Annotated in this window: 19 protein-coding genes and 1 pseudogene; 6 read left to right on the top strand and 14 right to left on the bottom strand. The window is 70.0% G+C overall.

Translation table 11 applies throughout. The features are described from left to right. Positions 1–8: 8 nt before the first annotated feature. From ESO89_RS13460 to ESO89_RS13485, 6 genes are all read right to left on the bottom strand, one after another. Entirely contained in the window at positions 9–1,382 is a 1,374-nt protein-coding gene (locus ESO89_RS13460; protein ID WP_128905990.1) for an ABC transporter ATP-binding protein, read from the bottom strand. Then, entirely contained in the window at positions 1,379–2,500 is a 1,122-nt protein-coding gene (locus tag ESO89_RS13465; RefSeq protein ID WP_128905991.1) for an ABC transporter ATP-binding protein, read from the bottom strand. The genes ESO89_RS13460 and ESO89_RS13465 overlap by 4 nt, the downstream gene beginning before the upstream one ends. Before the next feature lies 1 nt (position 2,501). Next, the gene (locus ESO89_RS13470) at positions 2,502–3,488 is read right to left on the bottom strand and encodes an ABC transporter permease (RefSeq protein ID WP_128905992.1); all 987 of its coding nucleotides are present in this window, start codon (positions 3,486–3,488) and stop codon (positions 2,502–2,504) included. Next, a complete protein-coding gene (locus ESO89_RS13475; protein ID WP_277750272.1) occupies positions 3,488–4,483 on the bottom strand; it encodes an ABC transporter permease in 996 nt (331 codons plus the stop codon). Before ESO89_RS13475 ends, ESO89_RS13470 begins: the two co-directional genes overlap by 1 nt. 183 nt (positions 4,484–4,666) lie before the next feature. After that, complete coding sequence (locus tag ESO89_RS13480; RefSeq protein WP_128905994.1) at positions 4,667–6,322, bottom strand: ABC transporter substrate-binding protein; 1,656 nt, start codon at positions 6,320–6,322, stop codon at positions 4,667–4,669. 266 nt (positions 6,323–6,588) lie between these two features. Then, positions 6,589–8,289 (bottom strand): GTPBP1 family GTP-binding protein, encoded by a 1,701-nt coding sequence (locus tag ESO89_RS13485; RefSeq protein ID WP_128905995.1) that lies wholly within the window; start codon positions 8,287–8,289, stop codon positions 6,589–6,591. 192 nt (positions 8,290–8,481) lie between these two features. Here ESO89_RS13485 and ESO89_RS13490 point away from each other — a divergent pair, with 192 nt between their 5' ends. Next, on the top strand, positions 8,482–9,330 hold the full coding sequence (locus tag ESO89_RS13490; protein ID WP_128905996.1) for an HFX_2341 family transcriptional regulator domain-containing protein: 849 nt from the start codon (positions 8,482–8,484) through the stop codon (positions 9,328–9,330). 352 nt (positions 9,331–9,682) lie between these two features. After that, positions 9,683–10,489, top strand: a pseudogene (locus tag ESO89_RS13495) (arsenic resistance protein); the annotation flags it as partial. A 158-nt stretch (positions 10,490–10,647) separates the two neighbouring features. Here ESO89_RS13495 and ESO89_RS13500 read toward each other — a convergent pair. Continuing rightward, positions 10,648–11,607, bottom strand: coding sequence for a transcription initiation factor IIB (locus ESO89_RS13500; protein WP_128905997.1), 960 nt, complete (start codon positions 11,605–11,607; stop codon positions 10,648–10,650). A 163-nt stretch (positions 11,608–11,770) separates the two neighbouring features. On the opposite strand from ESO89_RS13500, the gene ESO89_RS13505 reads away from it, so the two are divergent. Next, positions 11,771–12,292: a DUF7858 family protein gene (locus ESO89_RS13505; protein ID WP_128905998.1), complete on the top strand. Its 522-nt coding sequence runs from the start codon at positions 11,771–11,773 to the stop codon at positions 12,290–12,292. Positions 12,293–12,340: 48 nt separating this feature from the next. On the opposite strand, the gene ESO89_RS13510 is transcribed toward ESO89_RS13505, so the two are convergent. The 4 genes from ESO89_RS13510 to rnz all read right to left on the bottom strand — a co-directional run bounded on the left by ESO89_RS13510 (position 12,341) and on the right by rnz (position 15,325). Next, positions 12,341–13,162 carry a P-loop NTPase family protein gene (locus tag ESO89_RS13510; protein WP_128905999.1) on the bottom strand — a complete coding sequence of 274 codons (822 nt, stop codon included), beginning with the start codon at positions 13,160–13,162 and terminating at the stop codon, positions 12,341–12,343. Positions 13,163–13,220: 58 nt separating this feature from the next. Then, a complete protein-coding gene (locus tag ESO89_RS13515) occupies positions 13,221–13,652 on the bottom strand; it encodes an HIT family protein (RefSeq protein ID WP_128906000.1) in 432 nt (143 codons plus the stop codon). Positions 13,653–13,734: 82 nt separating this feature from the next. Then, complete coding sequence (locus tag ESO89_RS13520) at positions 13,735–14,241, bottom strand: DoxX family protein (protein WP_128906001.1); 507 nt, start codon at positions 14,239–14,241, stop codon at positions 13,735–13,737. A gap of 151 nt (positions 14,242–14,392) precedes the next feature. After that, positions 14,393–15,325: a ribonuclease Z gene (rnz, locus tag ESO89_RS13525; protein WP_128906002.1), complete on the bottom strand. Its 933-nt coding sequence runs from the start codon at positions 15,323–15,325 to the stop codon at positions 14,393–14,395. A gap of 129 nt (positions 15,326–15,454) precedes the next feature. On the opposite strand from rnz, the gene ESO89_RS13530 reads away from it, so the two are divergent. Together ESO89_RS13530 and ESO89_RS13535 are read left to right on the top strand one after the other, a co-directional pair. Beyond that, positions 15,455–15,745 (top strand): DUF7538 family protein, encoded by a 291-nt coding sequence (locus ESO89_RS13530; RefSeq protein WP_128906003.1) that lies wholly within the window; start codon positions 15,455–15,457, stop codon positions 15,743–15,745. A gap of 148 nt (positions 15,746–15,893) precedes the next feature. Further along, positions 15,894–17,840, top strand: coding sequence for an ABC transporter ATP-binding protein (locus tag ESO89_RS13535; protein WP_128906004.1), 1,947 nt, complete (start codon positions 15,894–15,896; stop codon positions 17,838–17,840). 49 nt (positions 17,841–17,889) lie between these two features. Here the strand turns inward: ESO89_RS13535 and ESO89_RS13540 are convergent, their stop codons facing one another. Further along, positions 17,890–18,237: a DUF5789 family protein gene (locus ESO89_RS13540; RefSeq protein ID WP_128906005.1), complete on the bottom strand. Its 348-nt coding sequence runs from the start codon at positions 18,235–18,237 to the stop codon at positions 17,890–17,892. 150 nt (positions 18,238–18,387) lie between these two features. On the opposite strand from ESO89_RS13540, the gene ESO89_RS13545 reads away from it, so the two are divergent. Beyond that, complete coding sequence (locus ESO89_RS13545; RefSeq protein WP_128906006.1) at positions 18,388–19,134, top strand: creatininase family protein; 747 nt, start codon at positions 18,388–18,390, stop codon at positions 19,132–19,134. An 11-nt stretch (positions 19,135–19,145) separates the two neighbouring features. On the opposite strand, the gene ESO89_RS13550 is transcribed toward ESO89_RS13545, so the two are convergent. After that, positions 19,146–19,595 carry a DUF5790 family protein gene (locus ESO89_RS13550; RefSeq protein ID WP_128906007.1) on the bottom strand — a complete coding sequence of 150 codons (450 nt, stop codon included), beginning with the start codon at positions 19,593–19,595 and terminating at the stop codon, positions 19,146–19,148. A gap of 139 nt (positions 19,596–19,734) precedes the next feature. Beyond that, on the bottom strand, positions 19,735–19,896 hold the full coding sequence (locus ESO89_RS18600; protein WP_164932800.1) for a hypothetical protein: 162 nt from the start codon (positions 19,894–19,896) through the stop codon (positions 19,735–19,737). Positions 19,897–20,065: the final 169 nt, after the last annotated feature.

Raw genomic sequence — 20,065 nt, forward strand, 5'->3', positions numbered from 1 at the left:
CCCTCGACTCAGTCGTCGGCCTTGGCGTCCGCGGCGTACGGCTCGTCGGCCGCCCCGGCGAGGTCGGCGTCCTCGCCGGCGGCGACCGCCGCCTCGCGGTTGCGGTGGCACGCGGCGTAGTGCCGGCCGTCCCCGAACTCGGGGGTAACCTCGTAGGCCGGCTCTTCCGCCGCACAGACGCTCGCGTCGGCGAACGACTCCGTGAGCAGCCGCTCCGCCGCGTCCCACTCCTCGGCGGCGATGCGGTCGAGCGCCCGATCGACGCGCTCTCCCGCGTCGCCGTCGGGCTCCGCGTCGTCGAAGTAGCGGCGGCGGAGCGCGGACCGGTCCGTCGTCTCGAACGCGCGCCGCTTCACCGCCCGCTGAAACTCCACGGCGTTCTCCCACTCCGCGTCCGTCATGTCGTACGCCTCCGGCTGGATCAGCGACGGACACCGCGTCCGGAACCGACAGCCGGAGGGCGGGTCGATCGGCGACGGCACGTCCCCGGTCAGCAGCGCGGTCCGCCCCCCGCTCCGGGGGTCCGGCACGGGGATGGCGTCGAGCAACGCCTGCGTGTACGGGTGCTGCGGGTTCTCGAACAGCTCCGCCTTGTCCGCGAGCTCGACCATCTGTCCGAGGTACATGACCGCGACGCGGTCGGAGATGTGCCGGATGACGCTGAGGTCGTGGGCGATGAAGAGGTAGGTGAGGTCGAACTCGTCTTGGAGGTCCTGCATCGTGTTGAGCACCTGCGCCTGGATCGAGACGTCGAGCGCGGAGACGGGCTCGTCACAGACGATGAAGTCCGGATTCACCGACAGCGCCCGGGCGAGGTTCACCCGCTGCCGCTGTCCGCCGGAGAACGCGTGCGGGTAGCGGTTGTAGTGTTGCGGGTCGAGGCCGACCTTCTCCAGCAGTTCCTTGGCGCGCGCTTCCCGCCCCTCGTCGTCGAGCATCCCGTGGGCCTTCATCGGTTCCTCGACGATCGGACCGACCTTCATCCGGGGATCGAGCGAGGACTGCGGGTCCTGGAAGATCATCTGCATGTCCTTGCGCTTCCGGCGCAGCGGCTCGCCCGAGGTAGTCGCGAGGTCCTCTCCCTTGAAATAGACGCTCCCCTCGGTCGGTTCGAGCAGCCGGAGGACGGTGCGCGCGAGCGTCGACTTCCCGCACCCCGACTCGCCCACGAGCCCGAGCGTCTCTCCCTTCTTGATGTCGAAGCTGACGTCCTCGACGGCGCGGACGTTCGTGCCGTCCCGCGTGACGAACGGGAACTCGTCGTCGAGCGAGATCCCGCCGAACATCCCCCCGTCGTTGTCGAAGTACTTGCACAGGTTCCGCACTTCGAGCAGCGCCTCCCCGTCGGACCCCGCCCGCGTCGCCCCCGGCGCGTCGCTCATTCCGACTCACCCCCGGTGTCGGTGAACCCGGCCGAGAAGCCGCCGCCCGCGGTCGTGTCGATCGGAGCGCTCTCCTCGTATCCGACCTCGAAGGGGTCGTACTTCACGCACGCGGCCGTGTGCGGCGCGGCGTCGTCGTCGCTGAGATCCCGCGGCTCGGGATGGACCTCTCGGCACACCGCTCGCGCGTCGGGACAGCGCGAGTGGAACCGACAGCCGGAGGGCGGGTCGATCGCTTCGGGCATCACGCCCTCGATCGGCCGCAGCTCGTCGACCGTCTCGTCCGGACGCGGCATCGAATCGAGCAGCGCCTGCGTGTACGGGTGTTTGGTCTCGTAAAACAGGTCGTCCACCTCGGCGTGTTCGATGACCTCGCCGAGGTACATCACGTTCACGCGGTCGCAGATCTCCGCGACGACGCTCATGTCGTGGGTGACCCAGATGAACGACGTGCCGTACTTCTCCTGTAGGTCCGTCACCATCTCGAGGATCTGTCCCTCGACGGTGACGTCGAGCGCGGTCGTCGGCTCGTCGGCGATGATCAGGTCGGGCTCGCACGCGAGCGCCATCGCGATCAGCACGCGCTGGCGCATCCCGCCAGAGAACTGGTGAGGGTACTCGTCGTACCGCGACTCCGGCGCGGGAATCCCCACCTCCCTGAGCATGTCGATGGCCTCCTCCTTCGCCTCCTCGGCGGAGAGGTCGCGGTTGAGTTCGATGAACTCCCGGAGCTGTCCCCCGACGGTGAACACGGGATTCAGCGACTCCATCGGGTCCTGAAAGATGATCGCGATCTCCCGGCCGCGGATGCGTTCGCGCATCTCCGTCTCGGAGAGCATGTCGTCTCGACGACGGAGTTCGCCGTCTCCGTCCTCCTCCACGCCGAAGATCGTCTCGCCTTTGAACGTGATCTCGCCGCCGACGATCTCGCCGGGGCTGTCGACGAGCCGGAGGATGCTCGACGTCGCGACGGACTTGCCCGCCCCCGACTCGCCGACGAGGCCGACGATCTCCCCCTCGTGAACGTCGAAGGAGATGCCGTCGACGGCGCGGACCGTGCCGTCCTCTGTGAAGAACTGTGTCTTGAGATCGCGTACGCTGAGTAGTGGTTCGCTCATGTCAGTTGTTGATTCGGGGATCGAGTGCGTCCTGCAGACCGTCGCCGAGGATGTTGAAGCCGATGACGGTGATCAGAATGGCGACGCCGGGGAAGATGCTGAACGTCGGCGCGGGCAGCATGTACCCCCGGGAGGCCGACAGCATCTGTCCCCACGACGGCGTGGGCGGCTGGGCGCCGAACCCGAGGAACGAGAGCCCGGCCACGACGAGGATGCTGACGCCGACCTGCAGGGTCGCCTGCACGAGCACCGGCGCGAAGCTGTTCGGAATGATGTGTCTGAGGATGATGTTCCGGTCTTTCACGCCGGCCGCGCGGGCGGCCTCGACGTAGTCCTCCTCGCGGATCGAGACGACCCGCGAGCGGATGAGGCGGTTGAACACGGGGATCGCCGTGATCCCGACGCCGATCATCGCGAACCGGAGGTCGCGGCCGAACGCGGTCATGAAGGCGATGACCAAGACGAGGAACGGGATCGCGTAGATGGTCTCGGTGAACCGCTGGAGGACGTCGTCGATCCAGCCGCCGTAGTAGCCGGAGACCGCGCCGACGAGGGTCCCGCCGACGAGCCCGATTCCGGTCGCCATGAACCCGACCGACATCGCGACGCGCGTCCCGTAGATGACCCGCGCGAGCAGGTCGCGTCCGCGGTGGTCGGTGCCGAGGGGGTGTTCGAGCACGCCCTGACCGAACTGGTTCTCCATCCCGACGGGCGGGAGCAGCCGCCTGACCTCCGCCGGGTCGGTCTCGGGGTTGTACAGCAGCGCCTCCGCGATCGCGTAGTCGAGCAGATAGTAGTCGACCGCGGCGAACGCGGCGAGCAGGGTAATGAACCCGACGATGTAGGTCCCGATCCGGGCCGTCGTGTCGCGTTGCACCTGCTTGAGCGTGTACCGGAGCCCGACGCGGGCCTCGACGCCTTCGGCGCCGTCGTTCCCGTCGTCGCTGTCCGGCGTGTCGTCGTCCGCAGTTGCGCTGTTAATCGACATCAGTCGTCACCGTAGGTAACCCGCGGGTCGAGGTAGCTGTACGTGATGTCCGTGATGATCACGCCGATCACGTACACGAACCCGAACACGAGCGTCGTTCCCATGATCAGCTCGTAGTCTTGGTTGTTGATCGCGGTGATGATCAGCCGGCCCATCCCCTGGATCTCGAAGACGGTCTCCGTGAGGACGGCCCCGCCGAGCGCCGTCGACAGCCCGAGACCGATGATCGTGATCACCGGTAGCTGGGCCACCTGAAAGGCGTGTTTGCGGACGATCGTCGACTCGGGGACGCCGTACGCCCGCGCGAGCTTGACGTACTCGCCCTGCAGGGAGTCGACCATCGACGACCGCTCGATCCGCGTGATCTGTGCCATCTGGAGCGTCCCGAGCGCGATCATCGGCAAGAAGAGGTGATGGGCCGACTGGCGTATCACCTCCCACTGGGTCGCTGCGCCCCGGACGTCCGCCGGGTTGGCCCACGGGAGGATGAGGCCGCGCGCGGGGAACCACCCGAGGTAGAACGCGAACACGATGATCAAGACCAGCCCGATCCAGAAGGACGGCGTCGAGACGCCGATCAGCGAGACGAACCGGGAGAGGTGGTCGGCCGGCTCGTTCCGCCGCTTCGCCGAGATGACCCCGAGCGGGACGGCCGTGGCGATCGCGAACGCGAACGCCGACAGCATCAGGAGCATGGTCACCGGCAGCCGGAGCATGATCATCTCGGCGACCGGCCGGTCGTAGTAGATGCTGACCCCGAGATCGCCCGTCGCCACGCTGGCGAGGTAGGTGATGTACCGCTCGTGGATCGGCCGGTTGAGCCCGTACTGGGCGCGGATCGCCTCGACCTGCTCCTGCGCCGGCGTCGGTCCCAGCATGATCTCGACCGGGTCGCCGGGGATCTGGTTGGCGAGGAAGAACGTTATTGTCACGATACCTATCAGTACGGGTATCGCCTGTGCGAACCGCCAGAGTGTGTACCGGAGTAGCCCCACTGTGTGTTACCTCGTTGCGTGTTTCGGTTGTCGGCTGTCGCTTGTCCGTTTCGTGCGGAAGACCCGCCGGAACGCCGGGCACCTCGGCGCGACCGGCCGCCCGGCAGTCGACGGTCTGTATCCGGAACGCCCGTGTCGCGAACAGCCGCGACGGGACGCGTCGAACGCGTCCGCGCTGTCAGTTCACCGGGTCACCGAGACGCCGCCGACCTGGATCTCGGTGGCTATCGGGTGTGCGCTGTACCCCTCGACGGCGCTGCGGACGCCGTAGGAGTTGTTCAGGTTGTACGCCGGGAGGTGGACGCGCCCCTCGAGCAGCTCCGTCGTCGCGTCGACGTAGAGCTGCCGCCGCTCGTCGCGGTCGGCGGACTCGCGGGCCTGCGTCAGCATCTCGGAGGCCTCGTCGTACCCGTGGAACGTCCCGTTGGTGATGCCGTCCGCCTCCTGGCTCAGGAGGTTGTACGCGAACGCGTCCGGGTCCGGATTCCCGGACCACCCGAGCGTGTACATGTTGTACTCGTCGTCGCTGTTCGGTCCGTCGTCGCTCTGGTACGCCTCGGTGAACGTCCCCCAGTCGAGCCGCTGGACCTCGACGTTCTCGAAGCCGGCGTTCTGCAGGCCGTCGCCGACCGTGATGCCGATCTGTTCGCGCATGTCGTCCGGCGGCACGATGATCCGCCAGCTGTAGTCCATCGAGACGCCGGCCTCGTCGAACAGCGCCTGCGCCTCCTCGATGTTCTGATCGTGCGGAATGCTCTCCCACTCGTCGACCGGGAAGTTCCACTCCTCCGAGATGGAGGACGGGTACGGGCAGTACTGCCGCACCCCGGAGGGCTCGACGAAGTTCTCGATCGCCTGGTCCATCGAGAAGCAGTAGTCGACCGCCTCCCTGACGAGCGGGTCGCTCGTCGGCCCGTTGGCGCAGTTGAACGCGAGGTAGAAGTACCCGACGCCCGGCTCCTCGGTGATGGACGCGTTCTGGTTCCCCTCGACGGTCTCGTACAGCTGCGGCGGGATCGTCTCGATGATGTCGACGTTGCCCGTCTCGAGCTCGGTGACCCGGGTCGTCTGCTCCTCGATCGGATCGAACTCGATCGACCCGATCTCCGGGAGGCCGACGTCGTCGTCCCAGTAGTCGTCCCACCGCTCGACGGTCGCGTTGTTCTCCGGCTCCCACTCGACGAGCTGGAAGGGTCCAGACCCGACCGGGTCCTGGTTGTACGCCTCGGTGTCCTCCTGTCGCACGGAGGCGTTGACGACGCTGCGGACCATGGCGATCGTGAACGCCCCGTAGGGGTACGACAGGTCGAACTGCGCCGTGTGATCGTCGATCGCCTCCGCGGTGTCGATCATGTTGACCTCCGGGGCGTTCTCGGTCTGCTCCTCCACGGGGGCCAGCATCGTGTGGATGACGTCCTCCGCGGTGACGGGGTCGCCGTTCTGGAACTCGGCGTCCTCGCGCAGCGGGACGATGTACCGGGTCCCGTCGCGTTCCACGGTCGGCTCCTCCGCAGCGATCTTCGGCTGGATGCCGACGCCGTCGCCGTACTCGTAGATGCCGTCGAATATCTGTCCCGTGATCTGCGCGGACGGAACGTCGTTCATCACGACCGGGTCCATGTCGAGCGGTCCCTTCACCTGCGCGACGTACAGGGTCGGGTCCCCGGACCCGCCGTCGCCGCCGTCGCTGTCACCGCCGTCAGTACTGTTGCCGTCGCCGCCGTCACTGCCGTCGCCACCGCCGCCGCCGGCACACCCGGCCAGCAGGAGGGACGTGGTTGCTGCGCTCCCAGCGAGAACCTCTCTCCGCGAAACGTCGTTCGTACGTAGTCGACGCATACAGGGCGGTACGGTCTTATTATCATAAATATTTCGCATTCAATCACTCGAATGCCCAATTCTATCGGTGAGGCGCCACTCTTGCACAACCAGACCCGATCGAATTTGGAACGTTCCGGTATACGACGGCGGTGGCGGTGTGGAAACGCAAGACGGCACGCCCCCCCGGGGGTCACCGCCTCGGACCGTTCGGGCCGATCCGGGCCGCTCCGGGTCGCGCCGACCGTTCGCATCGCCCGAACCGACACCGCCGGTCCGGCCGTTCGTCACCGCTCGCCGTCGGTCGACGGCGGACCGTCCGCGACCGGACGCGTGTCGGTCACGGTGCCGACGCCCTTGCTCGACCCCTCGCGGAAGACGAACCGCTGGCCCTCCTCGACCAGGTACGGACGGAACTTGAACCGGACCGTCGTTCGGCCGGTGTCGCCGGGGAGGAGCCGCCCTCCCTCCGGCTCGAAGACGGCCGCCTCCGAGACGGTCTCGACGTGGACGACCGGCTCGTACCCCTCCCGTATCCGCGTCGGGTGGTTCAGCACCATCACCTCGGCCTCGAACTCGCGGACCGGGGCCGGGTCGCTGTCGCGGGGCACCAGGGCCATCCCGCGCTCGATCTCCGACTCGTCGACGCCCTTCAGCGCGATCCCGACGATCCGGCCGGCGGTGGCCTTGTCGACCCGGTGGTAGTGCATCTCGATCGAGCGCACCTCCACCTCGCGGAAGGAGCCGTCGGCCATCGGCCCCAAGAGGAGCTCGTCGCCGGCCTCCACGGTGCCGGAGTTGACCGTGCCGGACGCCACCGCGCCGACGCCGGTCACCTTGTAGCTCCGGTCGACGTACATCCGGAACTCCGCGCGCTCCGGCGTCGCCCGCTTCGGGAGCGTCTCGAACAGCCGGTCGAGCGACCCGACTCCCTCCTTCGTCACCGCGCTGGTCCGGAGCAGGGGGACGACGCCGTCGCCCACCTCCGCGACCGCCGTGTCGATCCCGTGGCGGTCGACGAGCAGCGGGGTCTGGCCGGCGTCCCGCAGCATCGACTCGGTCTCGCGTTCGACCGCGACGAGCCGCTCGTCGCTCACGGCGTCCGCCTTCGTGATCGCGACGATCGTCGGCAGCTCGGTCGCCAGCAGGATGCCGAGGTGCTCGCGGGTCGTCTTCGTCGGGCCGTCGTCGGCGGCGACGACTACGAGTCCGTAGTCGAGCTTCTGGCCGACGAGCCCGCGGATCGTCGTCCGGAGCCACGGCTCGTGGCCGACGGTGTCGACGAACGAGACCAGCCGGTCCGCCTCCTCGACGATCCGGGCGCGGTCGGACTTGCGGTGCGGGTTGTCCATCCGGATCGGCTCGTCGCCGTCGTCGTCGAAGCCGTAGGCGGCGTACGACAGATCGGCGGAGAGCCCGCGTTCGACCTCGTGGGGCTGGACGTCGAGGAAGCCGCGCGTGCCGCCCTGCCCGTCGTCGGCTCGGCCGGTGACGAGAGTGCCGACGAGGGTCGACTTCCCGTGGTCGACGTGGCCGGCCGTGCCGACCACGAGGTGGTCGTCGTCCGCCTCGAACATCCCGCCGTCGCGGAGGGTGGCGAGCCCGACGAGCCCCTCCGTGTCCCCGCCACCGGACTCCGTCCGGCTGCTCGCGGCGCCGTGCGACGCGCTGCCGGAGCCGGCGCTCCACGTCTCCACGTCGGCGATGTGGGCGTCCGCCTCGTCGGCCAGAAGCGAGAGCACGTCCATCGTTTCGGAGAAGGCGTCGGGCGAGACTCCGGCCAGCCCGCCGTCGTCGGTGACGCCGAGGACGTAGGTGGCCTCGCCGTCCCCGGAGAGCACGCGATGGCGGAGCTGGGCGACGAGCGACTCCATCCGCCCGTCCGCGAGGTGGACCTCGCGAGTCAGCCGCTCCTTGAACTCGATGGCGCCACCGTCCCGTTCGCCGCGCTCGATGGCCCGCCGGAGGGCGGACCGGTCAGCGCTCATACCCGCTCGTAGGCGACAGCCGGGCTTAACGGTTTTCGTGCTATGCGCCCCCACGTCACGTGATCGGTACCGAGGGCTCGGGAGCGGACGGGAGCCGTCCGGACCGCTTCCGAGCGCCGATCCTTTCTCCCAACAGCCCCGACCGCCGACCCGCGACGCATCTTTTAAGCGATCACCGGAAGGAACGGGTGTATGGACACATCGGTCCCCAGCGTGGCCGAACGGCGCGTTCACGTCGCGCCGCTCGGCCACGAACGAGACCGGATCGTCGAGCCCCTCCGCCGCCACGGCGCGGACGTGGTGTACCTGCTTGCGGACGCCCCGGACCGCGAGGCTCCTCGCGGCGCCGTCGACTTCGAGGCGGCCGGGGCCGCGGACCCGGCGGACACCCGCGTCGACCCCGACCGGCTCACCGACTACCAGCGCGACGCGTGGACCGCGGCCGCGGAGTTCGCGTCGGTCCGCGCGCTCCCCGTCGAACTCGCCGACGTGTACGACGTGCTCGGCGTGACGACGACCGTCGCCGCCCGCCACGGCGCCGGCGAGGAGGACGGCGACCGGCTGTTCGCCAACGTCTCGACCGGCCCGCGGATCGCCGCGGTCGGCGTCGCGATGGCGTGTATGATCGTCGGCGCACGCCCCTACAGCGTCGAGCCCGAGCGCCACCGCCACGACGTGGACGAGGAGCCGCTCACCGAGGGCGTCGAGCGCACCGTCGACCTCCCCTTGTACCCGATGGACGCGCCCACGACCGATCAGGTCGCGGTGCTCGGTCGGCTGCTCGACCGCGACGACGACAACGTGACGACCGACAAGTGGAACCTGATCGAGTGGGCGCACGAGCGCGGCCTCTCGTTCCTCCGCGAGGCGGGCGCGAGCCGGACGGCGAAGTACCGCGCGCTGGAGACCCACGTGCTCTCTCCCCTCCGCGACCGCGGCTACGTCGAGTTGGAGGACGTGGGTCGCTCCGACACCGTCCGACTGACGGAGACCGGTCGCCGGGTCTTCTTCGCGTTCCAGCACAAGCTCGGCGAGGAGTGAGCGCGGTACGCACGACGCGGTTCGTCGGGGCTGAGCGGATTGTTCGGTCCATCCGGACTATACACGGCTAACGTAGAACGGGGAACCGCACCTCGATTCGAGTGCGTGACGCCCGCCGGGCGGTCGCGGTGCCCTCCCTGCCCTCCGCCTTCCGCCCTCCCACTCGCCCGCCGTCGGCCTCCGGCCGTCGCCGGTCCCCTCGGCGACGACCGGTCACCGTCGGCTTCCCCGCCGCCGGTTTCCCCACCGGCGGCGGCCCCCGCTGACGCCGCCGCGGCCGCCCCGCGGACCGTCACGAAACGGCGGCTTCGCCGTCGTTCTTCCTTTTAACCCGCCCGCTCCGCCGACACCGAACCGCCGGGTCGCGGGGTCGAGCCTGCTGGTCAACTTCGTCTGGAGCCCGCTGCTGGCGGTCGGGCTCGGCGCGGTCTTCCTCCGCGACCAGCCCGCGCTCTGGGTCGGGCTCATCATGCTCCTCGTGACGCCGTGTACGGACTGGTACCTCGTGTTCACCGACATCGCCGACGGCGACGTGCCGCTGGCGACCTCCCTGCTACCGTACAACCTCGTCCTCCAACTGGTGTTGCTGCCGGTGTACCTCTACGCGTTCGCGGGGACGCTCGTCGACCTGCCGCTCGCACTTTTGGCCGAGAGCGTCCTGCTCGTCTTGGTCGTCCCGCTGCTCTTCGGCGGCGTCGCCCGATGGGGGCTCACCCGGACGAAGGGGGAGACGTGGTTCAGAGAGCGATTCCTGCCGCGGCTGAGCCCGGTCCAGATCCTCTTCCTCGCGCTGGCCATCGGCGCGATGTTCGCGTCGCAGGGCGCGGTGATCGTCGCGAACCCCCGCCTGTTGGCGCTGATGGCGGTCCCCGTCGTGCTGTTCTACGCGATCAACCTCGCGGTCGGGTTCGCCGCCGGCCGCCTGCTCTCCTTCTCGTACGGAGAGCTAGTCTGTTTCACCAACACGATCCTCTCGCGGAACTCCCCGACCGCGCTCGCCATCGCCGTCGTCGCGTTTCCCAACGAGCCGCTGATCCCGCTGGCGCTCGTGATCGGGCCGCTGCTCGAACTCCCCCTCTTAGGACTCATCTCGCAGGTTCACCTCGCGGTCAGAGGGCGGTGGACGACCGGTTTCGACGCCTCGCGGAACGATCGATAGACCGGGTGCTCGCGCTCGTCCTCACTCACGCTCTCGCCTTCGCTCGCACCCTCGTTCTCGGGGGCTCTCGACTCGCGGCGCAGAAGATGACGGGCTCTCGGCTCGGTGTCATGGCGTCCGTCTCGCGACTCACTCGCGGGCGGCGTCGGCCGCTCCGGTCACTCCTCGGTCAGATCGGCGTACGTCCGACGGACGGTCACCGGCGTCACGTCGGCCGCGTCGGCGGCCTCCTGCTGGGTGCAGTCCGCGTCCAGCTCGCGGGCCGCGGTGTACAGGCAGGCGGCGGCGACGCCGACCGGGTTGCGGCCGTTCGCGATCCCCTCCTCGACGGCGCGCTCGGCCAGCTCGCCGGCGCGGCGCTCCACGTCGGCGTCGCAGTCGAGGTCGCTCGCGAACCGCGGGAGGTACTCGGCCGGGCCGGTCGGCGCGATCGGTAGCCCCAGCTCGCGGTTCATCGCGTCGAAGGCGGCCCGGTGCTCGTCCTCCGTCGCCTTCGCCTCGGCGCAGATCTCGCCGACGGTGCGGGCCACGTCGGCGGTGCGGCAGGCGACGTACACGCAGGCGGCCGCGAACCCCTCCAGCGACCGGCCGCGGAGCAAGCTCTCGGCCTGCGCGGAGTCGAACAGCGCGCAGGCGGCGTCGCGGACGCTGTCGGGCAGTCCCAGGGCGCCGGTCAGCCGCCGGACCTCGGTGTACGCGTACACCTTGTTGCGGTCGCGCTTCGTCGAGATCCGCGCGCGGTTGTGCTGGGTCCGCATCCGGGCGAGCCGCCGGCGCTTGCGTCCCTTGACCTTCGTCGACCGCCCGATCTCCGTCGAGAGCCCGCGATCGTGGCGCGAGCGCGTCAGCGGCGCGCCGGTGCGCTTGGGGTTCGTGTCGTCGTCGCCGAACGACCGCCACTCGGGGCCGTGGTCGATCCGGTCGGCCTCGACGACGAGCCCGCAGTCGGTGCAGACGCGCTCCGCGGCGTCGACGCGCGTCCGGCCGCCGCACTCCGGACACGTCTCGCGGGCGGCGGCCTCGTCGGCGCCCGCGGTCTCGTCCCCGCCGGTCGTCGCGGCGCGGTCGACGGTTTCGGTGCGGGGCGAACGGGTCTGGGTCGAGCGTGCCTCACTCATCACACGTCGAACTCGGGCCCGATGCCTTACTTAAACCCGGGAGAATTCGGGGTGGATCGGCCCGATCGGCGCGCTCGAACCGACCGGTAACCGATCGGTGTTCAGCGCGGTTCTCCCGCCGCAGTACGGTGGTTTTAACCCTCCGAGCGAGCCAGCGGTTCGCATGACGCTGTCGGAGATCGCGGACGGCCTCGAAGTGACCGCGAGCCAGCGCGACCGAGGGGTCGCCGTCGCGGACGACACGGAGACCCCGCTGGTCGATCGGCTCGCGGAGCACGCGGACGACCTCCCGTGCACGCCGGCGGCGACGGCGACGCTCGTCGACGCCTACACCGCCGGCCGGAGCGTGGGCGACGCCGCCCGCGAGGCCGGCGTGACGCCGATGACGGGCGCGAAGGCCCTCCACCGCTGCGGCGTCGAGGGCGTCTGTCCGCTCGCGCCGACCCGCCGAGACGCGGTCCGCGACTGGCTGGACGGTCGGCTCGCGCGCAGCGAGGCGGTCGCGCTCGCCGGCGGCGACGAGGCCGACTTCGCGCTGGCGACCTACGTCGAGACTCACGATCCCCTGTCCGCGGTCGACGAGGCGGTCGACGCCCACGTCGCCGGCTCCGCCGGGTCAGCTGGTTCCGCCGGAAGCGACGACGCGCTCGGCGGCGCGCTCGGGTCGCCCGACGGGCTCCGCTGAGCGCCGCGGCGTTCTCTCCCGCCTTCGGCTGCTTCTCCCCGTTTTCGCTCAGGGCGTCAGCCGATCGACCAGCCCGGGCTCCTCGAACTCGATCCCGACCGTCGCGTCGAAGGCGTCCTCGAACACCGCCGCGACGGCGCGGGCGTACGCCCCCGTCCCCGTCGCCGCCGTCGGCGCGCTCGCGACCGCGGGGTCGGTCGGGGGAAGTCGGACGTCCGCGTCGCTCTCGTCTCCCCCTTCGGCGGTTCCCTCTCTCCCCACGCCCCGCGCCACCGCGATCGACCGGTCCAGCCCGGCGCCCACGTCGGCGACCCGGCCGCGGAGCCGCTGGAGGGCGTCGCGGCCGTGGGCGGTCGACGAGTACACGGCGGCCGCGCGGTCGACCGCGGTGACGGCCGCGACCGCCTCGTTCGAGCCCACGGGCGCGGCGTCGACGATCACGGCGTCGTAGCCCGTCGCAGCCTCGTCGATCCGGCGTTCGAGCTTCCGGGCCGCTTCCGCGGTCTTCGCCCGCGCGACGCGTTCGAAGGGCGCGCGGGCCGGAATCGCGTCGGCGCGGCCCGGGAGGTCCGGGGCGTCGGAACCGGCTCCGGCGCCGGTGCTCCCGACGGCTCCTCCGCTCTCGCCCCCCGCAGCGATCGGATACGTCGCCGCCGACAGCGACGCGCCGGTCTCGTCGGTGACGAGCGTCGTGAGGTCCGTTCCGATCCGACCCGACACGTACTCGGAGAGCCCCTGCGTCGTGAACGCGGCGTCGACGATCGCCACGTCGCGGCCGTCGCGCGCGCCGAGCGCCGCCAGTTCGACCGCGGTTCGCGTCGTTCCCGTGCCCCCGGTCGCACCGACGAGCGCGAGCGTCGTCGCCTGCATGCCACCTGTTTCTCGCCGTTCGGTTCTTAAGCGCCGCGAAGCGGCGCGGCCCCGGGCCTCACCCGTCGACCGCCGCCGCCACGTCCTCGGCGACGGCGTCCAGCTCGTCGTCGGAGAGGTCCGGTCGCTCGCCGCCGACGGCGTGGAGGGGCGCGCCGCCGTCGCCGTCGAACCGCGGGATGATGTGGACGTGGACGTGCGGGACCTCCTGTCCGGCCGCCTCGCCGTCGTTGATCCCGACGTTCGCGCCGTCGGCGCCGACGGTCGACTCGACGCGCGGCGTGAGCTCGGTCACGGCCGCGAAGAGGTCGCTCGCGAGGTCGTCGTCGAGGTCCCCGACGTGTTGCGCGTGCGACTTCGGGATCACGAGGGTGTGCCCCCGCGCGAGCGGGTTGGCGTCGAGGAACGCCAGCACGTCGTCGGTCTCGTGGACGGTTCGGGCCGGGATGTCGCCGTCGGCGATCGAACAGAAGATACAGTCTGCGGACATACGCGAGGGGTCGTCGCGGCGACCCATCAAGGTTTCCCGGAGCGCGGCGGTTTGCGGTTCGTCGCCCGATCCGGTCGGCGGGCTACTCCTCTTCCTCTCCGTCGTCCTCGCGGACGGTCCCGCCGACGACGAGCGCCGCCCCGATGATGACGAGGTTTTTCACGATGTACTGCCCCTCGACGGTCAGCTCGTGGGGGAACGTGGCGAACACGACTTCCGGGAGCAACACCATCGGAAGGAACGTGCCCGGCATCTGGAGGAACAGCAGCAGCACCCCGACCCGGATCAGCGGTCGGTACAGCAGGCACAGTCCGATGAGGACCTCCCAGACGCCCAGAACCGGCACGAACAGCTCCGCCGGCACCACGTACACCGTCGCGGCGACGAGGTCCGCGGCCGGGCTCCCGCCGACCACCTTCAGCCCGCCGAACCACACGAAGACGACCCCGAGCGCAACCCGGAGCGCCGGAATTCCGAACCGGTCCATCTGCCGCGTGATCTCGCGGTCGACGCGGTCGAACCGCTCTCGGGCCGCACGGAGCCGGTCCGAGTCCGTCGAGTCGCCGTCGGCGGTCTGTGGTGTCGCCATGATCGCTCGCGACCGCCTTCGGGCCAGAGACGCAAAAACCCTCGATAGAGGCGCTGATACCGCGAAATGTGGGCTTCGTTCGTGACGGATTCTCGAACCGGGCCGTTCGCGGCCGTCACCGTCGTCGGAGCGCCCGGCCGCAGTTCAGGTGTCACTCCTCGGCGTCGGGGAACAGCACCTCGATCAGGTCGCCGTCGTCGGGGAGGAGGCACTCGCCGCCGAACGCCTCCCGTGCGTCCCGGAGGATCGGCGAGGCGTCCGCGGCGTACCGCGAGGAGACGTGGACCAGCGCGAGCCGCTTCGCGCCGGCGCGCTCGGCGATCGAACCGGCCTCCCGGCCGGTCGAGTGGGCGGTGTCGCGGGCGCGGTCCGCCATGTCGTCGGCGAAGGTGGCGTCGTGGACGAGCAGGTCGGCGTCCGCCGCGGCCTCGACGGTTCCCTCCCGCGGGCGGGTGTCAGCGGTGTAGACGAGCTTCCGGCCGGGCCGCGGCGGTCCCACCACCTGATCGGGCTCGACGATCGAGCCGTCCTCGGCCTCAACCGGCTCGCCTGTGTGGAGCCGCCCGAACTTCGGGCCGACTGGGACGCCGAGCCCCTCGGCCTTCGGGCGGTCGAACCGCCCGGGCCGGTCGTCCTCCTCCAGCACGTACCCCTGCGAGACGGTCCGGTGGACCGTCTCGAACGCGCGGACCTCGTACCCGTCGGCGTCGAGCGCGACCTCGCCGGGGGCGACGGGTTCGATCCGAATCCGGAACGCGGGGTCGTGGCCGACCGCGTGCACGAGGTCGTGGAGGTCGTCTTCGGTCCCCGGCGGGCAGTAAATCGTCAGAGGTTCCTCTCGGTCGTTGAAGCCGAGCGTCTGGACCAGCCCCGGAATTCCGAGGACGTGGTCGCCGTGGAGGTGCGAGACGAACAGGTGATCGATCCCGAACCCGGTGCCGTGCCGCATCATGCCGCGCTGGGTGCCCTCTCCGCAGTCGAACAGCAGGCGGTCGCCCTCGCGGTTGACGAACAGTGCGCTCGGCGCGCGCTCGGTGGTGGGGACGGCGCCGCCCGTCCCGAGGAAGGTGACGCGAAGGGACATACCCGCCCTGCGGCCGGCGGCGATAAACTCCTTTCGAGGTCGCCGTCGACGCCGAGGGGGGTGACGTGACCGGCCCGGCGGCCGAGGATCGGTCGAAGCCGACATGTGTCCGCCGCCCCGAACGGGACCGTGCACGACTCGATCGCCGCGCTGGTCGAACAGGAGGGGTGGCGCGCCGAGGGCGACGCGGCGCGCGTCCACTACGACGGCGGGGGCGACCGGTTCGCGGTGGAGTTCTACGCGAGCGTCGAGCGCGTCCTCTACTGGACGGTACCGGCCGCCGGGAACGAGGACTCGGCGACGACCGCCACGGCCGCCCCGGTCCCCCGCGACGACGTCCCCGACCCCCTCCGGCGGCGCATCCGCGAGGACCTCGTCGCCGCGGGCGCCGATCCCGACGCGGAGCGCCGCGGGGTCTGACCCCGCGTCCGGACCGGTCTCATCTCGTTCCGTTTCGCCCGCCTCCGATACCTGATCGTGCGCTTCGGCGCCCGATAGCGGAGATTTCCGCCGGTGTCTCCCGCCCCGAAGGAAACCCATTTGCCGTCCGATACGATACGAACCGGTAATGAGTAGCGCCGAGTGGGAGGACGACGACCCCTTCGAGGAACAGCGGGACAAGATCGAGAACCCGATGAAACGGCTGTTCCTCGCGTACGGCCGCGACTACCTCCCGCAAGTGACGGTCGGCATCCTCGCCAGCGTCTTCGCGCGGCTCCTCGACCTCCTCCCGCCGCTAATGCTCGGGATCGCCATCGACGCCGTGTTCTACGAGGACGCCCTGTTCAGCGAGCAGATCCCGCTCGTGGTCCTCCCCGACGCGTGGCTCCCGACGGGACAGGAGGCGCAGTTCTGGTTCACCATCGGCGTCATCGGGGCCGCGTTCGGCATCGGGGCCGCGTTCCACTGGATCCGCAACTGGGGGTTCAACGCCTTCGCGCAGAACATCCAGCACGACGTGCGGACCGACACCTACGACAAGATGCAGCGGCTCAACATGGAGTTCTTCTCCGACAAGCAGACGGGGGAGATGATGTCCATCCTCTCGAACGACGTGAACCGGCTCGAACGGTTCCTGAACGACGGGATGAACTCGCTGTTCCGGCTGTCGGTGATGGTCGTCGGCATCGGCGTGCTCCTCTTCTGGATCAACTGGCAGCTCGCCTTAGTCGCGCTCCTTCCGGTCCCGATCATCGGCGGGTTCACCTACCTGTTCATCAAGACGATCCAGCCGAAGTACGCCGAGGTGCGCTCCTCGGTCGGGAAGATGAACTCCCGTCTCGAGAACAACCTCGGCGGCATCCAGGTGATCAAGTCCTCCAACACGGAACCGTACGAGTCCGACCGCGTCGACGACGTGTCGATGGACTACTTCGACGCCAACTGGGACGCGATCACGACCCGGATCAAGTTCTTCCCCGGGCTCCGCGTGCTCGCCGGGATCGGTTTCGTGGTCACGTTCGTCATCGGCGGCCTCTGGGTGTTTCAGGACGCCCCGCCGGGGCCGTTCACCGGCGACCTCTCGGTCGGGATGTTCGTCGTCTTCATCCTCTACACCCAGCGGTTCATCTGGCCGATGGCGCAGTTCGGGCAGATCATCAACATGTACCAGCGCGCCCGCGCCTCCTCCGCCCGGATCTTCGGGCTGATGGACGAGCCCTCGCGGCTCGCCGAGGACCCGAACGCCGATGATCTGACCGTCGACGACGGGGACGTGGTCTACGACGACGTGAGCTTCGGCTACGACGAGGAGACCATCGTCTCGGACATCGACTTCGAGGTCGAGGGCGGCGAGACGCTCGCCTTAGTCGGCCCGACCGGCGCCGGGAAGTCCACGGTGCTCAAGCTGCTCCTCCGGATGTACGACGTCGACGAGGGGTCCATCCGGATCGACGGGCAGGACGTGCGCGACGTGACGCTCAAGTCGCTCCGCCGGTCGATCGGCTACGTCGGGCAGTCGTCGTACCTGTTCTACGGCACCGTCCGCGAGAACATCACCTACGGCACCTTCGAGGCGACCGACGAGGAGATCCGCGAGGCCGCCAGAGCGGCCGAGGCCCACGAGTTCATCGAGAACCTCCCCGACGGCTACGACACGATGGTCGGCGAGCGGGGCGTGAAGCTCTCCGGCGGCCAGCGCCAGCGCGTCACCATCGCGCGGGCGGTGCTGAAAGACCCCGATCTCCTCGTCCTCGACGAGGCGACCTCGGACGTGGACACCGAGACGGAGATGCTGATCCAGCGCTCGCTCGACCGGCTCACGGCCGACCGCACCACGTTCGCGATCGCGCACCGCCTCTCGACGATCAAGGACGCCGACACCATCCTCGTGTTGGAGGGCGGCGAGATCGCCGAGCGCGGCACCCACGACGAGCTGTTGGACAACGGCGGGCTGTACGCGCACCTGTGGGGCGTGCAGGCCGGCGAGATCGACGAGCTCCCGCAGGAGTTCATCGACCGCGCGCAGGAGCGCACCGCGCGCCTGATCGAGGACGCCGAGAGCGACGACGACTGATCGAGGACGCCGAGAGCGACGACGACTGATCGACGCCGAGAGCGGCGGGCTACTCCGACAGCCGGCTCCAGTCGCCGGCCCGGTCGATCTCCGGCGCGTCGCGGTCGTCGTTCCCTCCCTCTCCCGGCTCGCCGCGGTACCCGATCACCGCGTCGTCGTCGAGCCCGCCGAGGATCGCGTCCCGGACCTCCCACGGCTCGGCGAACGTGGTCGTCTCACACCCCTGTAGCGCCGACTCCAGCCGCCGCTCGCCCGCCACGGTCTCCAGCTCGAACCCCCCGTACTGCTCGATCAGCTCGGCGGCCGACACCGGGTACCGGTGCTCGCGGAGCGCCCGTTTCAACGGCCCGAACGTGATCCCGTACGCCCGCGATTGCTCCCCGTTATCACTGGCCATGATCGGTCTCTCGTCGCCCGTCGGATTAATTCCCCCGCCCGAGCCGAGCGCGGGTGGACGGCCTCGTCCCAGCCGCTCGGACGCGTTTGGCCCCTTCCCGGCTCGACTGCGGACCGTCGCCTATACGGCGCGTCCCCCCGAGGGGCCGGTATGCGACTCGCGGACGCCACCTGGACCGACGTGCGCGACGCCGACGTCGACGTCGCGTTCGTCCCCGTCGGCAGCACCGAACAGCACGGCCCCCATGCCCCGCTCGGGACCGACACGCTCGACGCCGTCGCGGTCGCGGAGGCGGGCGCGGCGACCTCCGAGGCGGCGAGTGAACCGTCCCCTGAGGCCGCCGTCACCCCGCCGATCCCCGTCGGGGTCGCCGAGGAGCACCGCGCGTTCGACGGGACGATGTGGGTCTCACCCGACACCTTCCGGGCGTACGTCCGCGAGGCGGCCGAATCGCTGCCGACTCACGGGATCGATCGGGTGGTGTTCGTCAACGGACACGGCGGCAACGTGGAGGCGCTCGCGGAGGTCGCCCGCCGGTTCTCGCGCGACGACGCTCACGACGGCTACGCCGTGGCCTTCACCTGGTTCGAGGCGGTCGGCGAGCACGCGGGCGACATGGGCCACGCCGGCCCGCTGGAGACGGCACTGCTGCGCGCGACGAACCCGAGGCTCGTGCGGGAGGACCGGATCGACGCCGCCCGCGAGGGCGCCGCGGACCGCTGGGGCGAGTGGGTCTCGGGCGTGAACCTCGCGCACGACTCCGAGGAGTTCACCGACAACGGCGTGGTTGGCGACCCCGCCGCGGGCGACGCCGAGCGCGGCGAGGTCCTGCTCGACCTCGCGAGCGACGCGCTCGCGGAGCTGGCGACGGCGATCGTCGAGCGCGAAACGCGGTAGCCGCGGCGTCGCTACTCCTCGTCTTCCTCGCCGTCGCCGCCCTCGCCGTCGCCGCCCTCGCCGTCGTCCGCCTCCGCTGCGTCCTGTAGCGCGCCGCGGATCGCGGGGACGGTGCCGGTGAGCGAGGCGACCTCCTCGGCGGCGGCCTCGATGTCGCCGACGAGCGATTCTAACTCCTCGATCTCCGCCTTCAGATCGTCGGCGTCCTCGAAGGCGTCGGCGCGCTCGCCGAGCACGTACGCCTTCTTCGCCGAGCGAACGCTGTCGACCGCGTCACCGACGTCGAGCGCCGACTTCAGCCCGTTGAGGACGCCAAGCACGTTGTCCGCGTCCGTCTCCCACACCGCGTCGGCGTCGGGAAGCTCCGCACGCGCGGCCCGCAGGTGTTCCTCGACCTCGGCACGGGTCTCCGCGGCGGCCTCGCCGAACAGGTCGTCGTCGTCGAACGTGGACTGGCTCATACCCGAGCCGTCGTGCCGACGCCTTTTAAAAACGCGCCCGAAAGCGAAAGTGAAACCCGAGACGACGCGGCGTCTGCGGTCCGGTTCGGTGCGGTCGGGCGTTCAGTTCCGCTCGGCAGAGGTCCGGAGTCGCGGCCGATCACAGCCGGACGACGAGCTCCAGCGCGAACAACCCCATCAGCAGGCCGAGCACGCCGGCCAGCAGCGCGAGCGTCCGGAGCCATCTCTCCACCCGCTCGGCGCTCGGCGTCGCGGCCAGCAGCGCGGGCCGCCCGGAGCGTTTGGGTTCGGCGTCGGTCACGGGTACGGGATCGACAGCGTGTCACGTAAAACCGACTATGAGGGCCGCATAGCGTCTCATACGGGTCAGTACGGCTATCTTTCTACGAGGAGAGAATCCCGTCGTTTACGACGGGCGTGAATCCGACAACGCCGACACAAACCACGTTCAGCAGCAATGCGGATATTTA

This window comes from Halorubrum amylolyticum, from assembly GCF_004114995.1.
Lineage (GTDB): Archaea > Halobacteriota > Halobacteria > Halobacteriales > Haloferacaceae > Halorubrum > Halorubrum amylolyticum.